Genomic DNA, 15,875 nt, shown 5'->3' with positions numbered 1-15,875 from the left:
GCCCAACGCGCGGCAGGCTCGGCCGAAAGAAAACGGCGCCGAAGCGCCGCAATCTTCCGGTCCGGATTTCTGTCGCCTGCCGCCCGATCGGAGGGAGGAGCGGTAACTCATGCCGCTTGGGGAGCCTCATCGCGCAACAGGTTCTTGAGCACCTTGCCTTGCGGGCTGGTGGGTAGCGACGGGCGGATCTCGACGCTGCGCGGGCACTTGTAGTTGGCCATATTGGCGCGCGACCAGTCGATGATCTCCTTTTCGGTCGCGCTGGTGCCTGGCCGCAGCACGACATAGGCCTTGCCGACCTCGCCAAGGCGCTCGTCAGGCACGCCGATGACGGCGACGATGCCGATCGCAGGATGCGTGCTCAGCATGCGTTCGATCTCGGCCGGATAGCAGTTGAAACCGCCGGTGATGTACATGTCCTTGAGACGATCTTCGATACGCAAATTGCCGTCGGTGTCGAAGTAGCCGACATCGCCGGTGTGCAGCCAGCCCTCGGCATCGATGGTTTTGGCGGTTGCCTCGGGATCGTTGAAATAGCCCTTCATGACGATGTAGCCGCGGACCACAACTTCGCCCGGCTGGCCGTCGGGCAGGAAATTGCGGATGTCGTCCATGATGCGGACTTCGACGCCGGGCGCGGCCTTGCCGGCGGTATTGGCAATGACGTCGTCGCTATTGGTCGCCAGGCACATGGTGCCGTAGCCGCCGCATTCGGTCAGGCCGTAGCCGTTGACGACGCCGGCAAAGCCGAGTTCCTCGCGCATGCGGCGGATCAGGATCGAAGGAACCACGGCGCCGCCGGTGACACCGAGGCGCAGGCTCGATGTGTCGAACTTCGCCAGTTCCGGATGCTGCAGCATGCCCTGGAAAATAGCAGGTGGACCGGGGATGACGCTGATCTTTTCCTCCGAGACCCGCTTCAGGATCTCGCCGGCATCGTAGGTGAGATGTGGCATCAGCACGGCGCCGCGCATCATCGAAACGATGGCACCCGAGCGGTAGCCGAAAGCGTGGAAAAAGGGCGGGATGACGAGGATGCGGTCGTGCTCGCGGATGCCGACGCGGGTGGCCCATGCGTCAATCGCCTTGAGGCACTGCTGGTGGCCGTACATGACACCCTTTGGGTATCCCGTGGTGCCAGAGGTGAAGAGCATGTCGCACAGGTCGTCCGGGCCGACCGCGGCCTCGCGCTCGGCAAGTTCAGCGTCGCTGACGCTGTCGCCTGATGCAACGAAGCTGTCCCAGCTCCTGTTGTCGCCGCGTGTTTCGCCGATGACCACGACCTGGCGCAGGGTGTCGCGCGTTTCGGCCTTCAGCTGGTCCGGATAGTAGGTCCCCAGGAACGTGCCGGCAGAAAACAGCATGGAGGTGCCGCTGCGCTTGACCAGCTCGGCGATCTCGGCGCCTTTGAAGCGGGTGCTGGCGGGAATGAGGACAGCGCCTGCCGTCACCAGACCGAGTGCTGTGGCGAACCATTGCCAGGTGTTGGGCGCCCAGATCATGATCCGGTCGCCTTTCTGCACGCCAGCGGCGATCATTGCCTTGGCGACGCGGCGGCGCATGGCGTCGAGCTCGACGAAGTTCAGCGTAACGCCGCCATCCTCGACCGCCGTTCGCGTGCCGTAGACTTCGGCGGCGCGCGCGCAGAGATTTGGAATGGTGGTGAATTTCCAGTCGGCGTCTTCTGATATCATCTGGTTACCTGTCGGGCGCGGGCCGATACGACGATTTGGCTGGGCGCTTGTGTGCCAACCGGGCTAGTTTGCCGGAACATAGGCATGGCAGGCCGCCCAGCATCGTCCGAAGGGACGAATAATCCCGCCAAAGATCGACTTAAAGCCGTGTAGAACTGCGCGCAACGGCAGATGCGCGACGACGCCCGAGCAGCCTGGAGTTTCGACATGAGCAATGCCCCGCAACCGGCCTTGGCGACCTTCGAGGGAAGGGTGGTCCTCGTCACCGGTGGCACCAAGGGCATCGGCCGGGCGATTGCCGAGGGCTTCCTGGGCGCGGGTGCCACTGTCGTCGTTTGCGCCCGCACCGAGCCTGACAGCCTGCCACATTCGAACGGACACCGGGCGATCTTCATGCAGTGCGACGTACGCACCGCACAGGCCTGCAAGGAACTTGTCGATCGCGTCGGCGAAGAACATGGCCGGATCGACGTCCTGGTCAACAATGCCGGCGGCTCGCCCCATGTCGATGCGGCGACCGTGTCGCCACGCTTCTCCGACGCCATCGTCAACCTCAACTTGATGGCGCCGGTCTACTTGTCGCAGGCGGTCTATCACTGGATGGCGAAGCTGCCGGAAGGTGGCAATATCATCAACATCGCCAGCGTTTCCGGCCGGCGACCGTCGCCGGGCACATCGGTCTACGGTGCAGCCAAGGCCGGCCTGCTCAGCCTGACCACCAGCCTTGCCCAGGAATGGGCGCCCAAGGTGCGTGTCAACGCCATCATCGTCGGCCTGATCGAAACCGAAAAGGCCGACGAGACCTACGGTTCGCGCGAAGCCCAGCAGGCGATTGCCGCATCGGTGCCGATGCGGCGCATGGGGCGCGGCGACGACATCGCACGTGCAGCACTCTATCTCGCCAGCCCGACCGCAACCTTCGTCACCGGCGCGACGCTCGAGGTGCATGGCGGCGGCGAGACGCCGCTGTTTCTCGACCTCATCAAGCGTTACGCCCCGGACGCGAACTGACCGTGGCCGATCGGGCGGAAGCTCACGGCGCCGGGCCCGATCATGACCGGCTCGTCGCGTTGCTTTATGCCGGTATCAGCGAGGCCAGTCCGTTCGACGGCTTCCTCAAGGCATTGCGCGCGACGGTCGACGCCGAGAGCAGTACGCTGATCATCGAGCGCCAGCGCCGCGACAGGCCGGGCGCCATCTATTCTGGCGCGGCCTCCGAAGAGCGCATCGCCCGCTACAACGCCCTCTACAAGCAGGATCCATTCATCGACCTGCCGCTCGGCACGGTGACGACGCTGGCCGAGCTCGTCGGCGAGGAAGGCTTTTCGCGTTCAGAGTTCATGACCGGTTTCATGACCGGCTCTGGCTGGATGCATGTCGTTGGCGCTGACATTGTGGAGGCGTCGGGCGCAAGGGTGCGGATGCGCGCAACGCGGGTGCTGGGCCGCGACAATTTCGGCACTAGTGAGCGCGAGACGTTCCAGCGGCTGCTGCCGCATCTGACGCAAGCGATGAGCCTGTTCCTGCGGCTCAACAGTCTCGAATCCGAACGCGAGCTTTTTGCCGGCGCACTGGGGCGGCTGGCCGTCGGCGCCATCATCGTCGACAGGGAGTGCCGCATCCTGCAGGCGACGCCGCAGGCAGAGGCGATCCTCGCCGAAAAGGACGTGCTGAAGAACGACCGTGGCCGGCTGCGCCTGCTCGATGAGGCAGGGCCAAGCGGCGAGTTCACTGCGGCTGTAGCCGAGATCGCGGAAGCGGACCCCGCCTCGTTTGCCGGCTCGCGGGCGTTTTCGATCCACCGTTCCAGCGGCGAAGCGCTCGGGCTGGTGGTCCGGCCGGCGCCACATTCTGCCAAGCTGCAAGCGCCGTTGCGCGGGGCGGCACTCGTCATCATCGCCGACGCCGGCAGCACGGTGGCGCCGCATCCGGCTATCCTTGTCCGGCTGTTCGGGCTGACGCCGGCCGAAGCCGAACTCGCCGCATTGATGGGGCAGGGCCTCGACCTCAATGACGCCAGCGCAGCGCTCGGCATCACCAAGAACACGGCCAAGGCGCATCTGCGTATGGTGTTTTCCAAGACCGGCGTTTCCAGGCAGAGCGAGCTGGTCCGACTGCTTTTGCGTTCGGTCGACGAACTGAGCTAGAGCCTTTCCACTTTTCTGCGAAACGCGGAAAGGCTCTGGCTTGTTGCTCTGACGCAATTCCGGAGGGAAAACCGCGTCACACTTGTCCTGGAATTGCTTGGCTCGCCCGTTCGAACGATGCCGCAAAGCGAGCCCTGCGCGATGATCCAATCATTGAAGGACGTCGGCAGGAGGAGCGCGCAATGTCCATTGAGATCAACGAACTGGTGACCGACACCAGGGCGGCGATGCGCCGGCTGGCGAAATCGGTCGTCATCCTGACCACGAATTACCATGGTCAACGGCTGGCCATGGCGGCAACCGCTGTCGACAGCCTCAGTATGGAGCCGCCGTCGCTGCTTGCCTGCGTCAATCGCAGCGCGTCGATCTTTGCCGCCTTCCAGGCCAAGTCGCCTTTCTGCGTCAACATACTGGCGCGTACGCACGAGGCGCTGGCGCAACGCTGCGGCGGCCAGGTCAAGGGCGAGGCGCGCTTTGCCGAAGGCGACTGGCGCGAGCGTGACGGCATTCCTTATCTCGGCGATGCCCAGGCCAACATCTTCTGCGCCAATGACGGCGAGTTCTATTACGGCACCCACGGCGTGTTCGTTGGACGGGTCACCGATGTGGCGCTGTTTGGCAGCATCGAACCGCTGATCTATGCCGACGCCCGCTATGTCGGGGCTCATCTCGCCATGTGACCATGGGTTCGTAAGACCCATGGAAACGAAAAAAGCCGGCACCAAGTGCCGGCCTTTTCGTTTTGATGGCAGAGAGAAGCGGCCGGCTGGATGTGCCGGTCGCCTGTACGGATCACTCGGCGGCAGCGACGCGCAGCTTCTTGCCGTGAAAATATGGGATCACCTCGCTGCCGATCAGCTCGATCGTTTCCATGATCGCCTCGTGCGGAACCGTGCCCATTTGCGACAGGAACATGATCTCGTCGGCGCCAGCCTCAAACAGCCGCTCGACATAACGAATGCAGTCTTCCGGCGTGCCGTAGGCATCGTTGATGTCGTCGAGATAACCATAGGCCTGGGGATTGTAGGCGATCTTGTCTTCGCCGAGCTTGGCGAACTTGTGCTCGCGCACCTTGTCGAGCGCAGCCAGATGTTCCTGCGGGCTCATATCATCGACCTTCGGCCTGGGACCGCCCTGGTACCAATGCGACAGCGCCTCGGCGAAGAAGCGCTGGCCGCGCAGGCCGATGCGCCGGGCCTTGTCGCGGTCGCGCATGACGATGGCAGGGCACAGTGCCGAAAGATGCTCGGTCGGGCGGAAACCGACCTGATCCTCTGGTTTGCGCTCGGCAAAGGCCTTGCGATAGGCGTCGCTCTTGGTCCTGATCTCGTCCGGTCCGCCGAAGCCCATGACCAACGCACCAAGGCCGCGCGAGCCTGCAGTCACCACCGCTTCCCAACGCGTGCAGGCCATGTACATGCGCGGATGCGGATCCTGCAGAGGCTTAGGGTGCACCGGGCGGGCGGGGAATTTGATGTACTGGCCGTCATGTTCGACGCTCTCTTCGGTGAAGAGGCGCGGGATCAGGTACATGCTCTCGTCGATCAGCGGCTGCAGTTCGGAAAGCTGATAGCCGAAGGCACCGGCCTCTTGCTGGCTGCCGCCCTTGCCGACGCCGAAATTGACGCGGCCGTTCGACAGGATGTCGAGCATGGCGATACGCTCGGCGACCTTGATCGGATGGTTCATCGCCGGTGGCAGGCAGACGACGCCGTGGCCGATCTCGAGCCTTTTCGTCTGGCCGGCGACAAAGGCGAGGAACGTCTCGGGCGCCGACATGTGCGAATACTGCGTCAGGCCATGATGCTCGACGCACCAGACGCCGTCGAAGCCTTGCTTGTCGAGCTGGACACATTGTTCAGCCATCTCGCGAAACACCTGCTGTTCGGCCTCGCGGTGGGTTTCGGCGATCTGTGCCTCGTAGATCATGGAAAATTTCACTGGCAAGCTCCTCCGCTTGAGACAAATGCCCTCTCGGCATGGGCACGATCCTCAGGCGGGAGCCCCGGAAATTCATCGTTCGATCGGGTGAGGGCGTTTCCCCAATGGACGGGATGTTGGGCCAGCACCGAAACCCGCTGGCTCAATTCAATGGTCCTTATGGACGATGTGTGGCAATCGCGTTAGGCCGAAACGGCGGCATCGATTTCCGTGGAGACCAGACTATGACTTCCAGCATTCGCAGCCGGCGTGCGCTCGTCGCCGCCCTGATGTCGTTCACCGCCCTGGCGGGTATCAGTACTGCCCAGGCCGAGGAGACGATCAAGATCGGCGGTATCATGTCGCTGACCGGCGCGGGCGCCTCGATCGGCAAGAATGCCGAAGTGGCCTGGAAGCGCGCCATCGACGATATCAACGCGGCCGGCGGCATTTTCGGGCAAGAAGGTCGAACTGGTGCTGGCCGACACCATGACCGACCCGACGCATGGCGTGAGCGAAATGCGTCGCCTGATCGAAAGCGAGAAGGTGCAGGCGGTTGTCGGCCCGGCGACCAGCCAGGAAACGACGCCGCTGATGCCGATTGGCACCGAGGCCAACATCGCCCAGATTTCGAGCGCCGCGTCGACAGCACTGACACCTGAGGTCGGCCCGTATCACTTCTCGACTTCGCCGATCGGCGAGAACCAGATGATCCCCAACATCGCCTATGCGCTCGACACGCTGAAGCTGACCAAGCTGGCGCTGATTTCGGACAATGGCGGCATGTCGAAAGCCGCCGTCTCCGATATCACCAACTACATGAAGTCCAAGGGCGTCGAGCCTGTAGCCGTGCAGGAATTTGCCTTCCGCACCGAGGACATGACCCCGCAGCTGTTTTCGCTGCGCAACTCCGATGCCGAGGCGGTGCTCTTGATCAACTCGATCGGCGACGACGCCCGCAAGATGCTGGAAAACCGCTACGATATCGGCTGGGACGTACCCGTTCTGGCGAGCCTGACCATGACCAACTATGCCGTCGGCAACGCCGCCACCATCGGCAACGAGCCGTTCGAAGGCGTCTATTCGGTGCAGTTCGAAGGCATGACCTATTGCCCGGGTGATGCGCTCGGTGAAAAGGCATTCGCCAAATTCGCCGAAAAAGCCAAGGCCGACATCGCCGATCTCGACCGCATGGGCGGGCCATCGGCGCTGGTGCCCTATTACATCCAGCCCTTCATCCTGGCCGCCGCCATGAACGGTTCGGGCAAGACCGACGGCAAGTCGGTCGCTGCCTGGATCGAGGCCAATGCCGGCGAGATCAAGACACTGACCGGCAAGCTGGCGGCCAGCGCCGACAACCACTTCCTGCCGTCGGTGGAAAGCCTCAAGGTCGTCAAGAACCCCTACCAGCTGCGCGAGGACGGTCTCGTCGAGCGTGCCGACTGCGCGCAGTAAGCAGAAAACAGGTCGACTTGTGAAGGCGTCGCCGGTATCCGGCGGCGCCTTTTTCGTGGGCTCACCCGATCGAACGATGCTGCAACGCCTCTGGTTGGCTTCAATCGAAGCCAGGTATCAGGGAGGGAGTTGATGGCCGAAATGAAGGGCAAGGTGGCGCTGGTGACCGGCGCTGCCAACGGAATCGGCCGCGCCACGGCACTCGCTTTCGCCAGCCGGGGCGCGTCGGTGGTTCTTGCTGACACGGACGAAGCCGGCATTCGTGCCCTGGCCAATGAAATTGACCAGGCGGGCGGCGCGGCGATTGCGGTTTTGACCAACGTTGGCGATGCCGAGCAGTGCAAGAACATGGTCGAGGTCACACGCCAGCGTTTTGGTCGCCTCGACATGGCTTTCAACAACGCCGGCATTTCCGGCGGTGGACCAGACCGCGCCGATGTTGCTGCCTACGATCTCGATGTCTGGCGCAAGGTCATGGACGTCAACTTGTCAGGCGTTTTCTATTGCACGAAATACGAGCTCCCGCTGATGCTGGAGAGCGGTGGCGGGGCGATCGTCAACACGAGCTCGATCATGGGGTTTCGCAGCAGTCCCAACATCGCAGCCTATGTCGCGGCCAAGCATGGGGTGCTGGGCCTTACCAAGGTGGTCTGCGAGGAATATGCCGGGCGCAACATCCGCTGCAACGCGGTTGCGCCAGGTGTGGTCGAAACGCCCATGACCAGACGCTTTTTCGAAAATGCCGATATTGGCCGCGCGGCACTGGCAACGATCCCGCAATCACGCTTCGGTCAGCCGAACGACCTGGCGGAAGCTGTCGTATGGCTGTGCTCGCCTGCCGCCGTCTACGTCAACGGCGTCTGCCTGCCGGTCGATGGCGGGTTTCTGGCCCGCTGAACGGGGGCTTCAAGCAACAAACATCATGGAAACCGACCGGTAGGCCATCGGGCTGTCGGGTGGGGAACATCGTAGACGCAATCATGCAAATTGGAGGAGTTGCAATGCCTGGAACCGCTTTTAGGAAAGCCGCGCTACATCCACTTGCGCTTGCACTTTTGTCGACAACGATGCTGGCTGTCGGAAGCGCCAAGGCCGAGGACACCATCAAGATCGGCGGCCTGGTGTCGGTCACCGGAGGCGCAGCATCGATCGGCAAGATCGCCGAGACTGCTTGGAGGCTGGCGATCGACGAGATCAATGCATCGGGCGGTGTCTTGGGCAAGAAGCTCGAACTGGTCATGGCCGACACGATGAGTGATCCGACGCATGCCCTGAACGAGGCGCGACGCCTGGTCGATAGCGAAAAGGTGGATGCCGTGCTCGGTCCGGCGACAAGCCAGGAAACGGTTCCGACACTTGCAGTGACCACAGAAGGCAAGGTGACGCAGATTTCAACTGCGGCGTCGACCCAGATCACGGTCGAAACGGCGCCATATCATTTCACCACCTCGCCACGCGGTGCCAACCAGCTCATTCCCAGCATCGAATATGCGCTCAACACTTTGAAGGTCACCAGGATCGGGTTGATCTCCGACAATGGCGGGGCGGCGAAATCAGCCATCGCCGACATTGTTCCCTACATGAAGGACAAAGGCGTCGAACCTGCTGGCGTGCAGGAGTTCACCTTCCGCACCGAAGACATGACACCTCAACTGCTGGGGCTACGCGGTTCCGGGGCGGAAGTGCTGGTCTTGATGAACTCGACCGGAGACGATGCCCGCAAGTTCCTCGAAAACCGGATGGATATCGGCTGGGACGTGCCGGTGCTGGCCAGCCCGGCCATGACCACGACTGCCGTGGGCAACGCAACCGTCATCGGACACGAGCCGTTCGAGGGTGTCTATAGCCTGCAGTTCGAAGGGCTGACCTATTGCGATGGAGATCCGCTTGGCGGGTCGTTGTTCGCGCAATACACCAAGCGCGCCAAGGCTGCAGTCCCGGATCTCGAACGTATCGGCGGGCCGGCTTCGCTTCAGCTCTATTACATCCAGCCCTATCTGCTGGCTGCTGCGATGAATGGCTCAGGCAAGACCGACGGTCCGTCGCTGACTGCCTGGCTGGAAAACAACGTTCAGACGGTCGACACGATCGTTGGCAGGCTGTCGGCCAGCACGAGTAACCATTTTCTGCCACCTGCGACCAGCCTGAAGATCGTCAAGAACCCGGACCAGCCACGTGACGATGGCCTCGTTGAGCGCGCCGACTGCCCATAGTAGGCAGCGACGGCTCGTCTTTGAAGGCGCCGCCGGTATCCGGCGGCGCCTTTTTCGTCGGCTCACCCGATCGAACGATGTATCTGGGCCTCGTGTCAGGCCTTCATCCTGCTGGGAGACTGCCAGGGAGGTTGGCGATGGACATGGTTCTCGATGCGGACATTGCTGAGATGGCGGAGATCATCGCCAGGCGGCCGCCGCTCGACCTCGCCAATGTCGACATTCCTGCCCTGCGCGCGGCGGTGAACGCCGCGGGATGGCCGACTGAAAGCACCGAAATGGCTTCGGTTGAGGACATTGGTGTCGCCGGTGGCGCCGGTACGATACCGGCGCGGCTCTACAAGCCGCGTCGTGACGAGGCGTTGCCGCTGTTGGTGTTCTGCCATGGCGGTGGGTTCGTGCTGTGCTCGCTCGACACCCATGACAATTTCTGCCGGGCCTTGGCCACGGCGGGCGATTGTGCGGTGCTCTCGGTCGACTACCGGCTGGCCCCCGAGCACAGGTTCCCTGCAGCTTACCAGGATACGCTGGCAGCGCTTGAATGGGCCGCAGTCAACGCGTCCTCACTGGGCTGCGATCCGCAGCGGCTGGCGCTTGCCGGCGACAGCGCCGGCGGTAATCTGGCGGCAGCAGCGGCGTTGCATGCATCGCCTGATGTTCGCCGGGTGCTGCGGCACGTCTTGCTGTTCTATCCCGCCGCTGACCCAACGGCTTCCGGCCAAACCTACAAAACCTTCCCGCAGACGCCGTTCCTCAGTGCCGGGATGATGCGCTGGTACTGGCGCCAGTATCTCGGCGAACCGGAGGAACTGACCGACCCGCGTGTCGCATTGCTGCGGTCGCACGATCTTGCAAAGCTGCCGCAGACGACGATTGCCATTGCCGAATTCGACCCGCTGCGCAGCGAGGTCGAGGCATTCTGTGCGGCGCTGATTGAGGCAGGCGCCGACGTTGAGGCGCGGCGCTATGACGGCGTCTCGCACGGCTTTGCCAGCATGGTCGGCCTGATCGGCAAGGCGAGGCTGGCCATCGATCATGGCGGCACGCGGCTGCGCGACGCATTTGCGGCGAGGGGCTGACATGCTGGAAGCACGGCTGGGGCGCGCCGAGGCTATGCTCGACATCATCGCGCTCGAGGCGCGTTATGCCCGCGCCTGGGACAGCGGCGACGGTAATGCCTGGGCCGACGTCTTCACCGAGGATGGCGTGTTCGAGATCGCTGCGGTTGGAGATCGTCCACCGCTCATGGTGGCGGGCAGGGACCAGCTGTCGGACTTCTGCCGGGAGTTCACGGCCAAGTTCACAGGCGTGCATGTACCGGGCCTGCCGCTGCTCGAAATCGAGGGCGACGAGGCGACGGGCCATCTGCATTTCCAGTTCGTCGCCATTGGCCGGATCGCTGCCAACCACAGCATGAGCCGCACGGCTTGCGGCCAGTACGATGTGCGTTACCGCAGGACTGAAACCGGCTGGCGCATGCTGCATCGCCTTGAAAAGGCATTCAGCAGCACGCGCTCTGAATTCTTCGACTTCTGAGAGTTCAGCGCCTTTCTTCGAGGATCAGGTCAGCAGCACGCCAGGCCAGCGCCATGACCGGACCGTTTGTATTGCCCGAGATCGGTGCCGGGATCACCGAGGCGTCGACGACGCGCAGGCCTTCGACGCCGTGGACGCGCAGCCGCTCGTCGACCACGGCGTTTGCGTCCGTGCCCATGCGGCAGGTCCCGACCGCATGCAGGCCCGACACGAAGGTCGAGCGGAAGGCGGCGAGCAACTCGTCGTCGGTTTGGAGAGCCTTGCCCGGCCAAAGCTCGTCCTTGACGAAGGGTCGCAAGGACGGCTGGGCAACGAAGTCGCGCATGATCCTCATCATCGAGACTGCGGCACGCCGGTCATGCTCGGTCGCCAGCCAGTTCGGCCGGATCGAGGGCATGTCGCGCATGTCGGGTGTGCGGATCGTGATTTCGCCTCGGCTTTCCGGCCGAAGTGCGTAGCCGATGATGGTGATGCCGGGCTGGTCCTCCAGCCTCAGCCTGCCTTGCAACAGCCCACGGGCGAAGGTGTAGGGCGACAGCGACAGCTGCAGGTCCGGATAGGCGACGTCAGGCGAGGAGTTGACAAAGCCGCCCATCTCCGACGCGCCGAAACTCATCAGCCCCGCGCCGGCGAGATAGTAGCGCAGCACCTCGCCGACGAGGCGCAGGCCGCTGAGTCGGCGGTTGTGGCCATCGAGTCCGGCGAGGCGATAGGGCAGCGCGACAACAAGATGTTCGGCGAAGTTCCGCCCGACGCCGGGCAGTTCGGCCATGATGCCGACGCCGGCCCTTGACAGCGCTTCTGGCCGGCCGATGCCCGAGACCTGCAGCAGCTGCGGCGACTGGATCGCGCCGCAGGCGACAATAACTTCTTGTGCCGCGCGCGCTGTGCGCTTCATACCGCCGGCAAAATATTCGACGCCGACGGCCCGCCGGCCCTCGAAGAGGATGCGTCGCACCTGAGCTCCAGTGCGCACGACGAGGTTGCCGCGCCGCATGGCAGGGCGCAAGAAGGCCCGGGCAGCGCTCATGCGCCGCCCTTTGTGGTCGAGCGTATGCGTGTAAGTGCCGACACCTTCACGCCTGTCGCCGTTGAGGTCGTCGAGATGGTCGAGACCGAGTGAGGCGCCGGCATCCAGGATCGCCTGACCGAGCGGATCGGCGAGAGGGCGGACGCTGATCTGCAAGGGGCCGTCGCCACCACGGATGGCGTTGCCGCCGAACTGGTGGTTCTCCATCTTGCGGAAGACCGGTGCCATGTCCGACCAGCTCCAGCCGCTCACGCCGAAGCTTGCCCAGCCGTCGTAATCCTTGGGCGCACCGCGGCAATAGAGCATGCCGTTGATCGAGCTCGATCCGCCGAGCCCGCGGCCGCGTGCCCAAGTTTCGCCCCGAGGCCGACCCTCTTCATGCTCGACGGGGAAATTCCAAGAGCGCCGGGGGTGCTTCGTGAGCTTGACCCAGCCCCGGGGCATGCGCACCAGCGGATGCAGATCGGAGGGGCCGGCTTCCAACACCAGCACGCGATGCCCCGGGTCTTTGCTCAACCGATTGGCCAGAACGCAACCGGCCGAGCCGGCGCCGACGATGATGGTATCGAATTCGCTCATGCCGCGATGTCGAAGGCGAGACCGACTGCTCGCATCCCGCAAACGAACTAGCCCAGGCGAAGATCGCCGCGTCCAGCTGTGCCAGCATATGCGCTAGTCCGCATGGACGATGTTCGGCCTTCGCGCATCCTGTGATTTCACTCTGAGGAGTCTCCACGCCAACGAGCGTGGCGGCCTTGCGCGCATATGAGCGCCGGCGCGCATCCAGACCGGCAGCAAAGCCTACGTTCCTGGGGAGGAATGACATGAAGAAATCCATTCTCGCGGCAGCACTGCTGCTGTCGACCGCGCTGACCGCCGCCGCACAGGATGCCAGCGTCAAGCTCGGCGTGCTCAACGACCAGAGCTCGTCCTTCTCTGCGCTCGGCGGCACCGAGGTGACCGAAGCGGTCAAGCTCGCCATCTCCGACTTCGGCGGCCAGGTGCTGGGCAAGCCGATCGAACTGGTGTCGGCCGATCACCAGAACAAGCCCGAGATTGCGTTGTCCATCGCCCGCGAATGGCTGGAGCGCGACAATGTCGATGCGCTGTTCGACGTCGCCAACTCGGCGATCGCGCTTTCGGTCAACAACCTGCTCGGCGAGCAGAAGAAGCTCGGCTTCTTCGTCTCGCCGATGACCGACAAGATGACCGAGGCCGACTGCAATGGCTATGGCCTGGCCTGGGCCTACGACGCCTATTCGCAGGTGCGCTCGTCGGTCAGCGCCCAGCTCAAGGCAGGTGGCGAGACCTGGTTCATCCTGTCGCCCGACTACGAGGCCGGCAAGGTGATGGAAGCCGGCGTCAAGACAGCGGTCGAAGACGAAGGCGGCAAGATCCTCGGCCAGGTACGCGCGCCGCTCGGCACCACCGATTTCTCGTCCTACATCCTGCAGGCGCAGGCATCGGGCGCCAAGGTGCTGGCGCTGACCGTCAACGGCCCCGAACTGATTAACGCACTGAAGCAGGTTCAGGAGTTCGGCCTGATCGACCAGGGCATGCGCGTGGCGGTGACCGTGCTGCACCAGTCGGACGCACGCGCCATCGGGCTCGAGGCTTTGAAGGGCATCCAGTTCGCCGCTGCCTGGTACTGGAACACCGACGACGCTTCCAAGCACTTCAAGGAAGAGATGCAGAAGAAGACCGGCAATGCGCCGGGCTGGGTCGCAGCCGGTGCCTATTCGGCTGCCACCAACTACCTCAACGCCGTCAAGGCTGCCGGCACCGATGAGCCGACCGCCGTGCTGGCCAAGCTGCGCGAAGGCAAGATCAACGACCTGTTCGCCAAGAACGCGACGCTGCTGCCCAACGGCCGCCTGGCGCACGACATGCAACTGCTGGAAGTGCGTGCGCCCGGTGAGGCGGCCGACGCGCAGGACGTGTTCAAGGTTGTGACCACCGTCCCGGCCGACCAGGCCTTCCGCTCCATCGACAAGAGCGCCTGCAAGCTGGGCAAGAGCTGAGGTTGATTGCCGGGCCGTCGTTCGATGGCCCGGCAACGTCCTTGGGGAGCGTACCTTGCCCGGCTATCTGATCTTCGAGATCGAAATCACCGACGCCGCCGCCTGGCAGCACTATCGCGAGGTCGCGGGCCCGATCATGGCCGCCGGCGGCGGGCGCTTCGTCCTGTCGAGCGATCGCATCGAAAGCCTTGAAGGCGGCTGGCGGCCGGCCTCGATCTCGGTGGTCGAGTTTCCGACCACCGAAGATGCCCGGCGCTTCTACAATTCGGCCGACTACCAGAAGGTGGTGGCGCTGCGGCAGCTGGCATCACGCGGCAAGGGCATTCTCGTCGACGCATGACGGGCGACCCGTGCCGCGCATTTCCTAGAGAACGTGGAGGACAAGGTGCAACAAGGCACTGCGGACGACTACATCATCGAGGCGTCCGGACTGAGCCGGTATTTCTACGGCTTCGCCGCCGTTAAGGACGTCGACCTCAAGGTCCGGCGCAATACCATCCACGCCCTGATCGGCCCCAATGGTGCCGGCAAGACGACGACCTTCAACCTGATCACCAAGTTCCTTTCGCCGAGCGAAGGCACCATCCGCTACAACGGTGAGGACATCACCGCGCTGAAGCCGGAAGAGGTGGCGCGCAAGGGCATCGTTCGCTCGTTCCAGATCTCGGCGGTGTTTCCGCGCATGAGTGTGCGCGAAAACGTGCGCATGGCGCTGCAGCGGCCAACAGGCTCGTCCTACCGCTTCTGGCAAAGCGAACGTACGCTTGGCGTGCTCAACGACCGCATCGACGAGTTGCTCGATTCCGTCGGCATGCTGAATGATCGCGATCACGTCGCAGTCAACTTGCCCTACGGGCGCAAGCGCGCGCTGGAGATCGCCACGACGCTGGCGCTCGATCCCGAGATGTTGCTACTCGACGAACCAACCTCGGGCATGGGCCACGAGGATGTCGAGCGCATCGCCGAATTGATCCGCAAGGTTTCGGCCGACCGCACAATCCTGATGGTCGAGCACAATCTTTCTGTCGTTGCCGCCCTTTCCGACACCATCACCGTGCTGGCACAGGGACGCGTGCTCGCCGAGGGCAACTACGAGACCGTGTCGCGCGACCCGCGCGTGATCGAAGCCTATATCGGTGGTGCAGATGACTGAGACTTCCAAGGTGGTGCTCGACATCGCCGACCTGCATGCCTGGTATGGCGAGAGCAAAGCGCTTCACGGCATGAATTTCGACATCCGCGAGGGCGAACTCGTGACGCTGCTCGGCCGCAACGGCGCCGGCAAGACCACTGCGCTTCGCTGCATCATGGGCCTGGTGCGCAAGAAGACCGGTGCCATTACCTATCGCGGCGAAAATGTCGCCGCGAGAGCGCCCGAGATCATCGCCCGTCGCGGCATCGCCTACTGCCCGGAGGAGCGCGGCATCTTCTCCAGCCTCTCTGTGGCTGAAAACCTCGAGCTGCCGCCTGTTATTGCCAAGGGCGGCATGACGGTCGACGAAATCCTCGAGCTGTTCCCCAATCTCAAGGCGCGCTGGCAGAGCCCCGGCACCAAGCTGTCGGGCGGCGAGCAGCAGATGCTGGCCATCGGCCGCATCCTGCGCACGGGGGCCAAGTTGCTGATTTTCGACGAGCCGACCGAGGGCCTTGCGCCCGTCATCGTCAAGCAGATCGCTGTCGTGCTCGAAAAGCTGAAGGCGAGGGGCTTCACCATCCTTCTGGTCGAGCAGAATTTCCGCTTCGCGGCAAAACTCGCCGATCGGCATTTCGTCGTCGACCACGGCAAGGTCGTCGAACGCTTCAGTCGCGATGAACTCGCCGACAACGAAGCCAAGATCCAAGCTTATCTCGGGGTGTGA

Annotated in this window: 15 protein-coding genes; 12 read left to right on the top strand and 3 right to left on the bottom strand. The window is 63.6% G+C overall.

Annotation, left to right across the window (positions count from 1 at the left end; all coding sequences use genetic code 11):
- Window positions 1–107 precede the first annotated feature (107 nt).
- Complete coding sequence (locus tag ACHMW7_RS23415) at window positions 108–1,694, bottom strand: FadD3 family acyl-CoA ligase (protein ID WP_395447835.1); 1,587 nt, start codon at window positions 1,692–1,694, stop codon at window positions 108–110.
- Between the two features lie 207 nt (window positions 1,695–1,901).
- Between ACHMW7_RS23415 and ACHMW7_RS23410 the strand changes: the two genes are divergently transcribed.
- The 3 genes from ACHMW7_RS23410 to ACHMW7_RS23400 all read left to right on the top strand — a co-directional run bounded on the left by ACHMW7_RS23410 (window position 1,902) and on the right by ACHMW7_RS23400 (window position 4,521).
- A complete protein-coding gene (locus ACHMW7_RS23410; RefSeq protein WP_395447834.1) occupies window positions 1,902–2,705 on the top strand; it encodes an SDR family oxidoreductase in 804 nt (267 codons plus the stop codon).
- A 2-nt stretch (window positions 2,706–2,707) separates the two neighbouring features.
- Window positions 2,708–3,841 (top strand): helix-turn-helix transcriptional regulator, encoded by a 1,134-nt coding sequence (locus ACHMW7_RS23405; RefSeq protein WP_395447833.1) that lies wholly within the window; start codon window positions 2,708–2,710, stop codon window positions 3,839–3,841.
- A 182-nt stretch (window positions 3,842–4,023) separates the two neighbouring features.
- Window positions 4,024–4,521, top strand: a complete 498-nt coding sequence (locus ACHMW7_RS23400) for a flavin reductase family protein (protein ID WP_395447832.1) — start codon at window positions 4,024–4,026, stop codon at window positions 4,519–4,521.
- Window positions 4,522–4,633: 112 nt separating this feature from the next.
- Here the strand turns inward: ACHMW7_RS23400 and ACHMW7_RS23395 are convergent, their stop codons facing one another.
- Window positions 4,634–5,782 (bottom strand): LLM class flavin-dependent oxidoreductase, encoded by a 1,149-nt coding sequence (locus tag ACHMW7_RS23395; protein WP_395447831.1) that lies wholly within the window; start codon window positions 5,780–5,782, stop codon window positions 4,634–4,636.
- 375 nt (window positions 5,783–6,157) lie between these two features.
- Between ACHMW7_RS23395 and ACHMW7_RS23390 the strand changes: the two genes are divergently transcribed.
- The 5 genes from ACHMW7_RS23390 to ACHMW7_RS23370 all read left to right on the top strand — a co-directional run bounded on the left by ACHMW7_RS23390 (window position 6,158) and on the right by ACHMW7_RS23370 (window position 10,965).
- Window positions 6,158–7,216, top strand: a complete 1,059-nt coding sequence (locus ACHMW7_RS23390) for an ABC transporter substrate-binding protein (RefSeq protein ID WP_395447830.1) — start codon at window positions 6,158–6,160, stop codon at window positions 7,214–7,216.
- Window positions 7,217–7,348: 132 nt separating this feature from the next.
- On the top strand, window positions 7,349–8,113 hold the full coding sequence (locus ACHMW7_RS23385; protein ID WP_395447829.1) for an SDR family NAD(P)-dependent oxidoreductase: 765 nt from the start codon (window positions 7,349–7,351) through the stop codon (window positions 8,111–8,113).
- A 104-nt stretch (window positions 8,114–8,217) separates the two neighbouring features.
- A complete protein-coding gene (locus ACHMW7_RS23380; RefSeq protein WP_395447828.1) occupies window positions 8,218–9,429 on the top strand; it encodes an ABC transporter substrate-binding protein in 1,212 nt (403 codons plus the stop codon).
- A 137-nt stretch (window positions 9,430–9,566) separates the two neighbouring features.
- Entirely contained in the window at window positions 9,567–10,508 is a 942-nt protein-coding gene (locus tag ACHMW7_RS23375; protein WP_395447827.1) for an alpha/beta hydrolase, read from the top strand.
- A 1-nt stretch (window position 10,509) separates the two neighbouring features.
- Entirely contained in the window at window positions 10,510–10,965 is a 456-nt protein-coding gene (locus ACHMW7_RS23370) for a nuclear transport factor 2 family protein (protein WP_395447826.1), read from the top strand.
- Window positions 10,966–10,969: 4 nt separating this feature from the next.
- Here the strand turns inward: ACHMW7_RS23370 and ACHMW7_RS23365 are convergent, their stop codons facing one another.
- Window positions 10,970–12,574 carry a GMC family oxidoreductase gene (locus ACHMW7_RS23365; RefSeq protein ID WP_395447825.1) on the bottom strand — a complete coding sequence of 535 codons (1,605 nt, stop codon included), beginning with the start codon at window positions 12,572–12,574 and terminating at the stop codon, window positions 10,970–10,972.
- 245 nt (window positions 12,575–12,819) lie between these two features.
- Here ACHMW7_RS23365 and ACHMW7_RS23360 point away from each other — a divergent pair, with 245 nt between their 5' ends.
- Genes ACHMW7_RS23360 through ACHMW7_RS23345 form a run of 4 tightly spaced genes read left to right on the top strand, consistent with a single transcriptional unit; the run spans window position 12,820 to window position 15,875 of the window.
- Window positions 12,820–14,016, top strand: a complete 1,197-nt coding sequence (locus tag ACHMW7_RS23360; protein ID WP_395447824.1) for an ABC transporter substrate-binding protein — start codon at window positions 12,820–12,822, stop codon at window positions 14,014–14,016.
- Between the two features lie 55 nt (window positions 14,017–14,071).
- On the top strand, window positions 14,072–14,356 hold the full coding sequence (locus ACHMW7_RS23355) for a DUF1330 domain-containing protein (RefSeq protein WP_395447823.1): 285 nt from the start codon (window positions 14,072–14,074) through the stop codon (window positions 14,354–14,356).
- 45 nt (window positions 14,357–14,401) lie between these two features.
- Entirely contained in the window at window positions 14,402–15,169 is a 768-nt protein-coding gene (locus ACHMW7_RS23350) for an ABC transporter ATP-binding protein (protein ID WP_395447822.1), read from the top strand.
- Entirely contained in the window at window positions 15,162–15,875 is a 714-nt protein-coding gene (locus tag ACHMW7_RS23345) for an ABC transporter ATP-binding protein (RefSeq protein WP_395447821.1), read from the top strand. Before ACHMW7_RS23350 ends, ACHMW7_RS23345 begins: the two co-directional genes overlap by 8 nt.

Origin of the sequence: Aminobacter sp. UC22_36 (genome assembly GCF_044056035.1) — a bacterium.
Taxonomy (GTDB): domain Bacteria; phylum Pseudomonadota; class Alphaproteobacteria; order Rhizobiales; family Rhizobiaceae; genus Aminobacter.
The sequence above is the reverse complement of the archived record's forward strand: the minus strand, read 5'-3'. Positions and strand labels throughout refer to the sequence as shown.

What these genes read in the sequence shown, in the direction of transcription:
- ACHMW7_RS23345 (WP_395447821.1), top strand. Translation starts at nt 15,162, where the DNA reads ATGACTGAGACTTCCAAGGTGGTGCTCGACATCGCCGACCTGCATGCC.
- ACHMW7_RS23415 (WP_395447835.1), bottom strand. Translation starts at nt 1,694, where the DNA reads ATGATATCAGAAGACGCCGACTGGAAATTCACCACCATTCCAAATCTC.
- ACHMW7_RS23390 (WP_395447830.1), top strand. Translation starts at nt 6,158, where the DNA reads ATGCCGAAGTGGCCTGGAAGCGCGCCATCGACGATATCAACGCGGCCG.
- ACHMW7_RS23410 (WP_395447834.1), top strand. Translation starts at nt 1,902, where the DNA reads ATGAGCAATGCCCCGCAACCGGCCTTGGCGACCTTCGAGGGAAGGGTG.
- ACHMW7_RS23380 (WP_395447828.1), top strand. Translation starts at nt 8,218, where the DNA reads ATGCCTGGAACCGCTTTTAGGAAAGCCGCGCTACATCCACTTGCGCTT.
- ACHMW7_RS23370 (WP_395447826.1), top strand. Translation starts at nt 10,510, where the DNA reads ATGCTGGAAGCACGGCTGGGGCGCGCCGAGGCTATGCTCGACATCATC.
- ACHMW7_RS23385 (WP_395447829.1), top strand. Translation starts at nt 7,349, where the DNA reads ATGGCCGAAATGAAGGGCAAGGTGGCGCTGGTGACCGGCGCTGCCAAC.
- ACHMW7_RS23400 (WP_395447832.1), top strand. Translation starts at nt 4,024, where the DNA reads ATGTCCATTGAGATCAACGAACTGGTGACCGACACCAGGGCGGCGATG.
- ACHMW7_RS23375 (WP_395447827.1), top strand. Translation starts at nt 9,567, where the DNA reads ATGGACATGGTTCTCGATGCGGACATTGCTGAGATGGCGGAGATCATC.
- ACHMW7_RS23365 (WP_395447825.1), bottom strand. Translation starts at nt 12,574, where the DNA reads ATGAGCGAATTCGATACCATCATCGTCGGCGCCGGCTCGGCCGGTTGC.
- ACHMW7_RS23360 (WP_395447824.1), top strand. Translation starts at nt 12,820, where the DNA reads ATGAAGAAATCCATTCTCGCGGCAGCACTGCTGCTGTCGACCGCGCTG.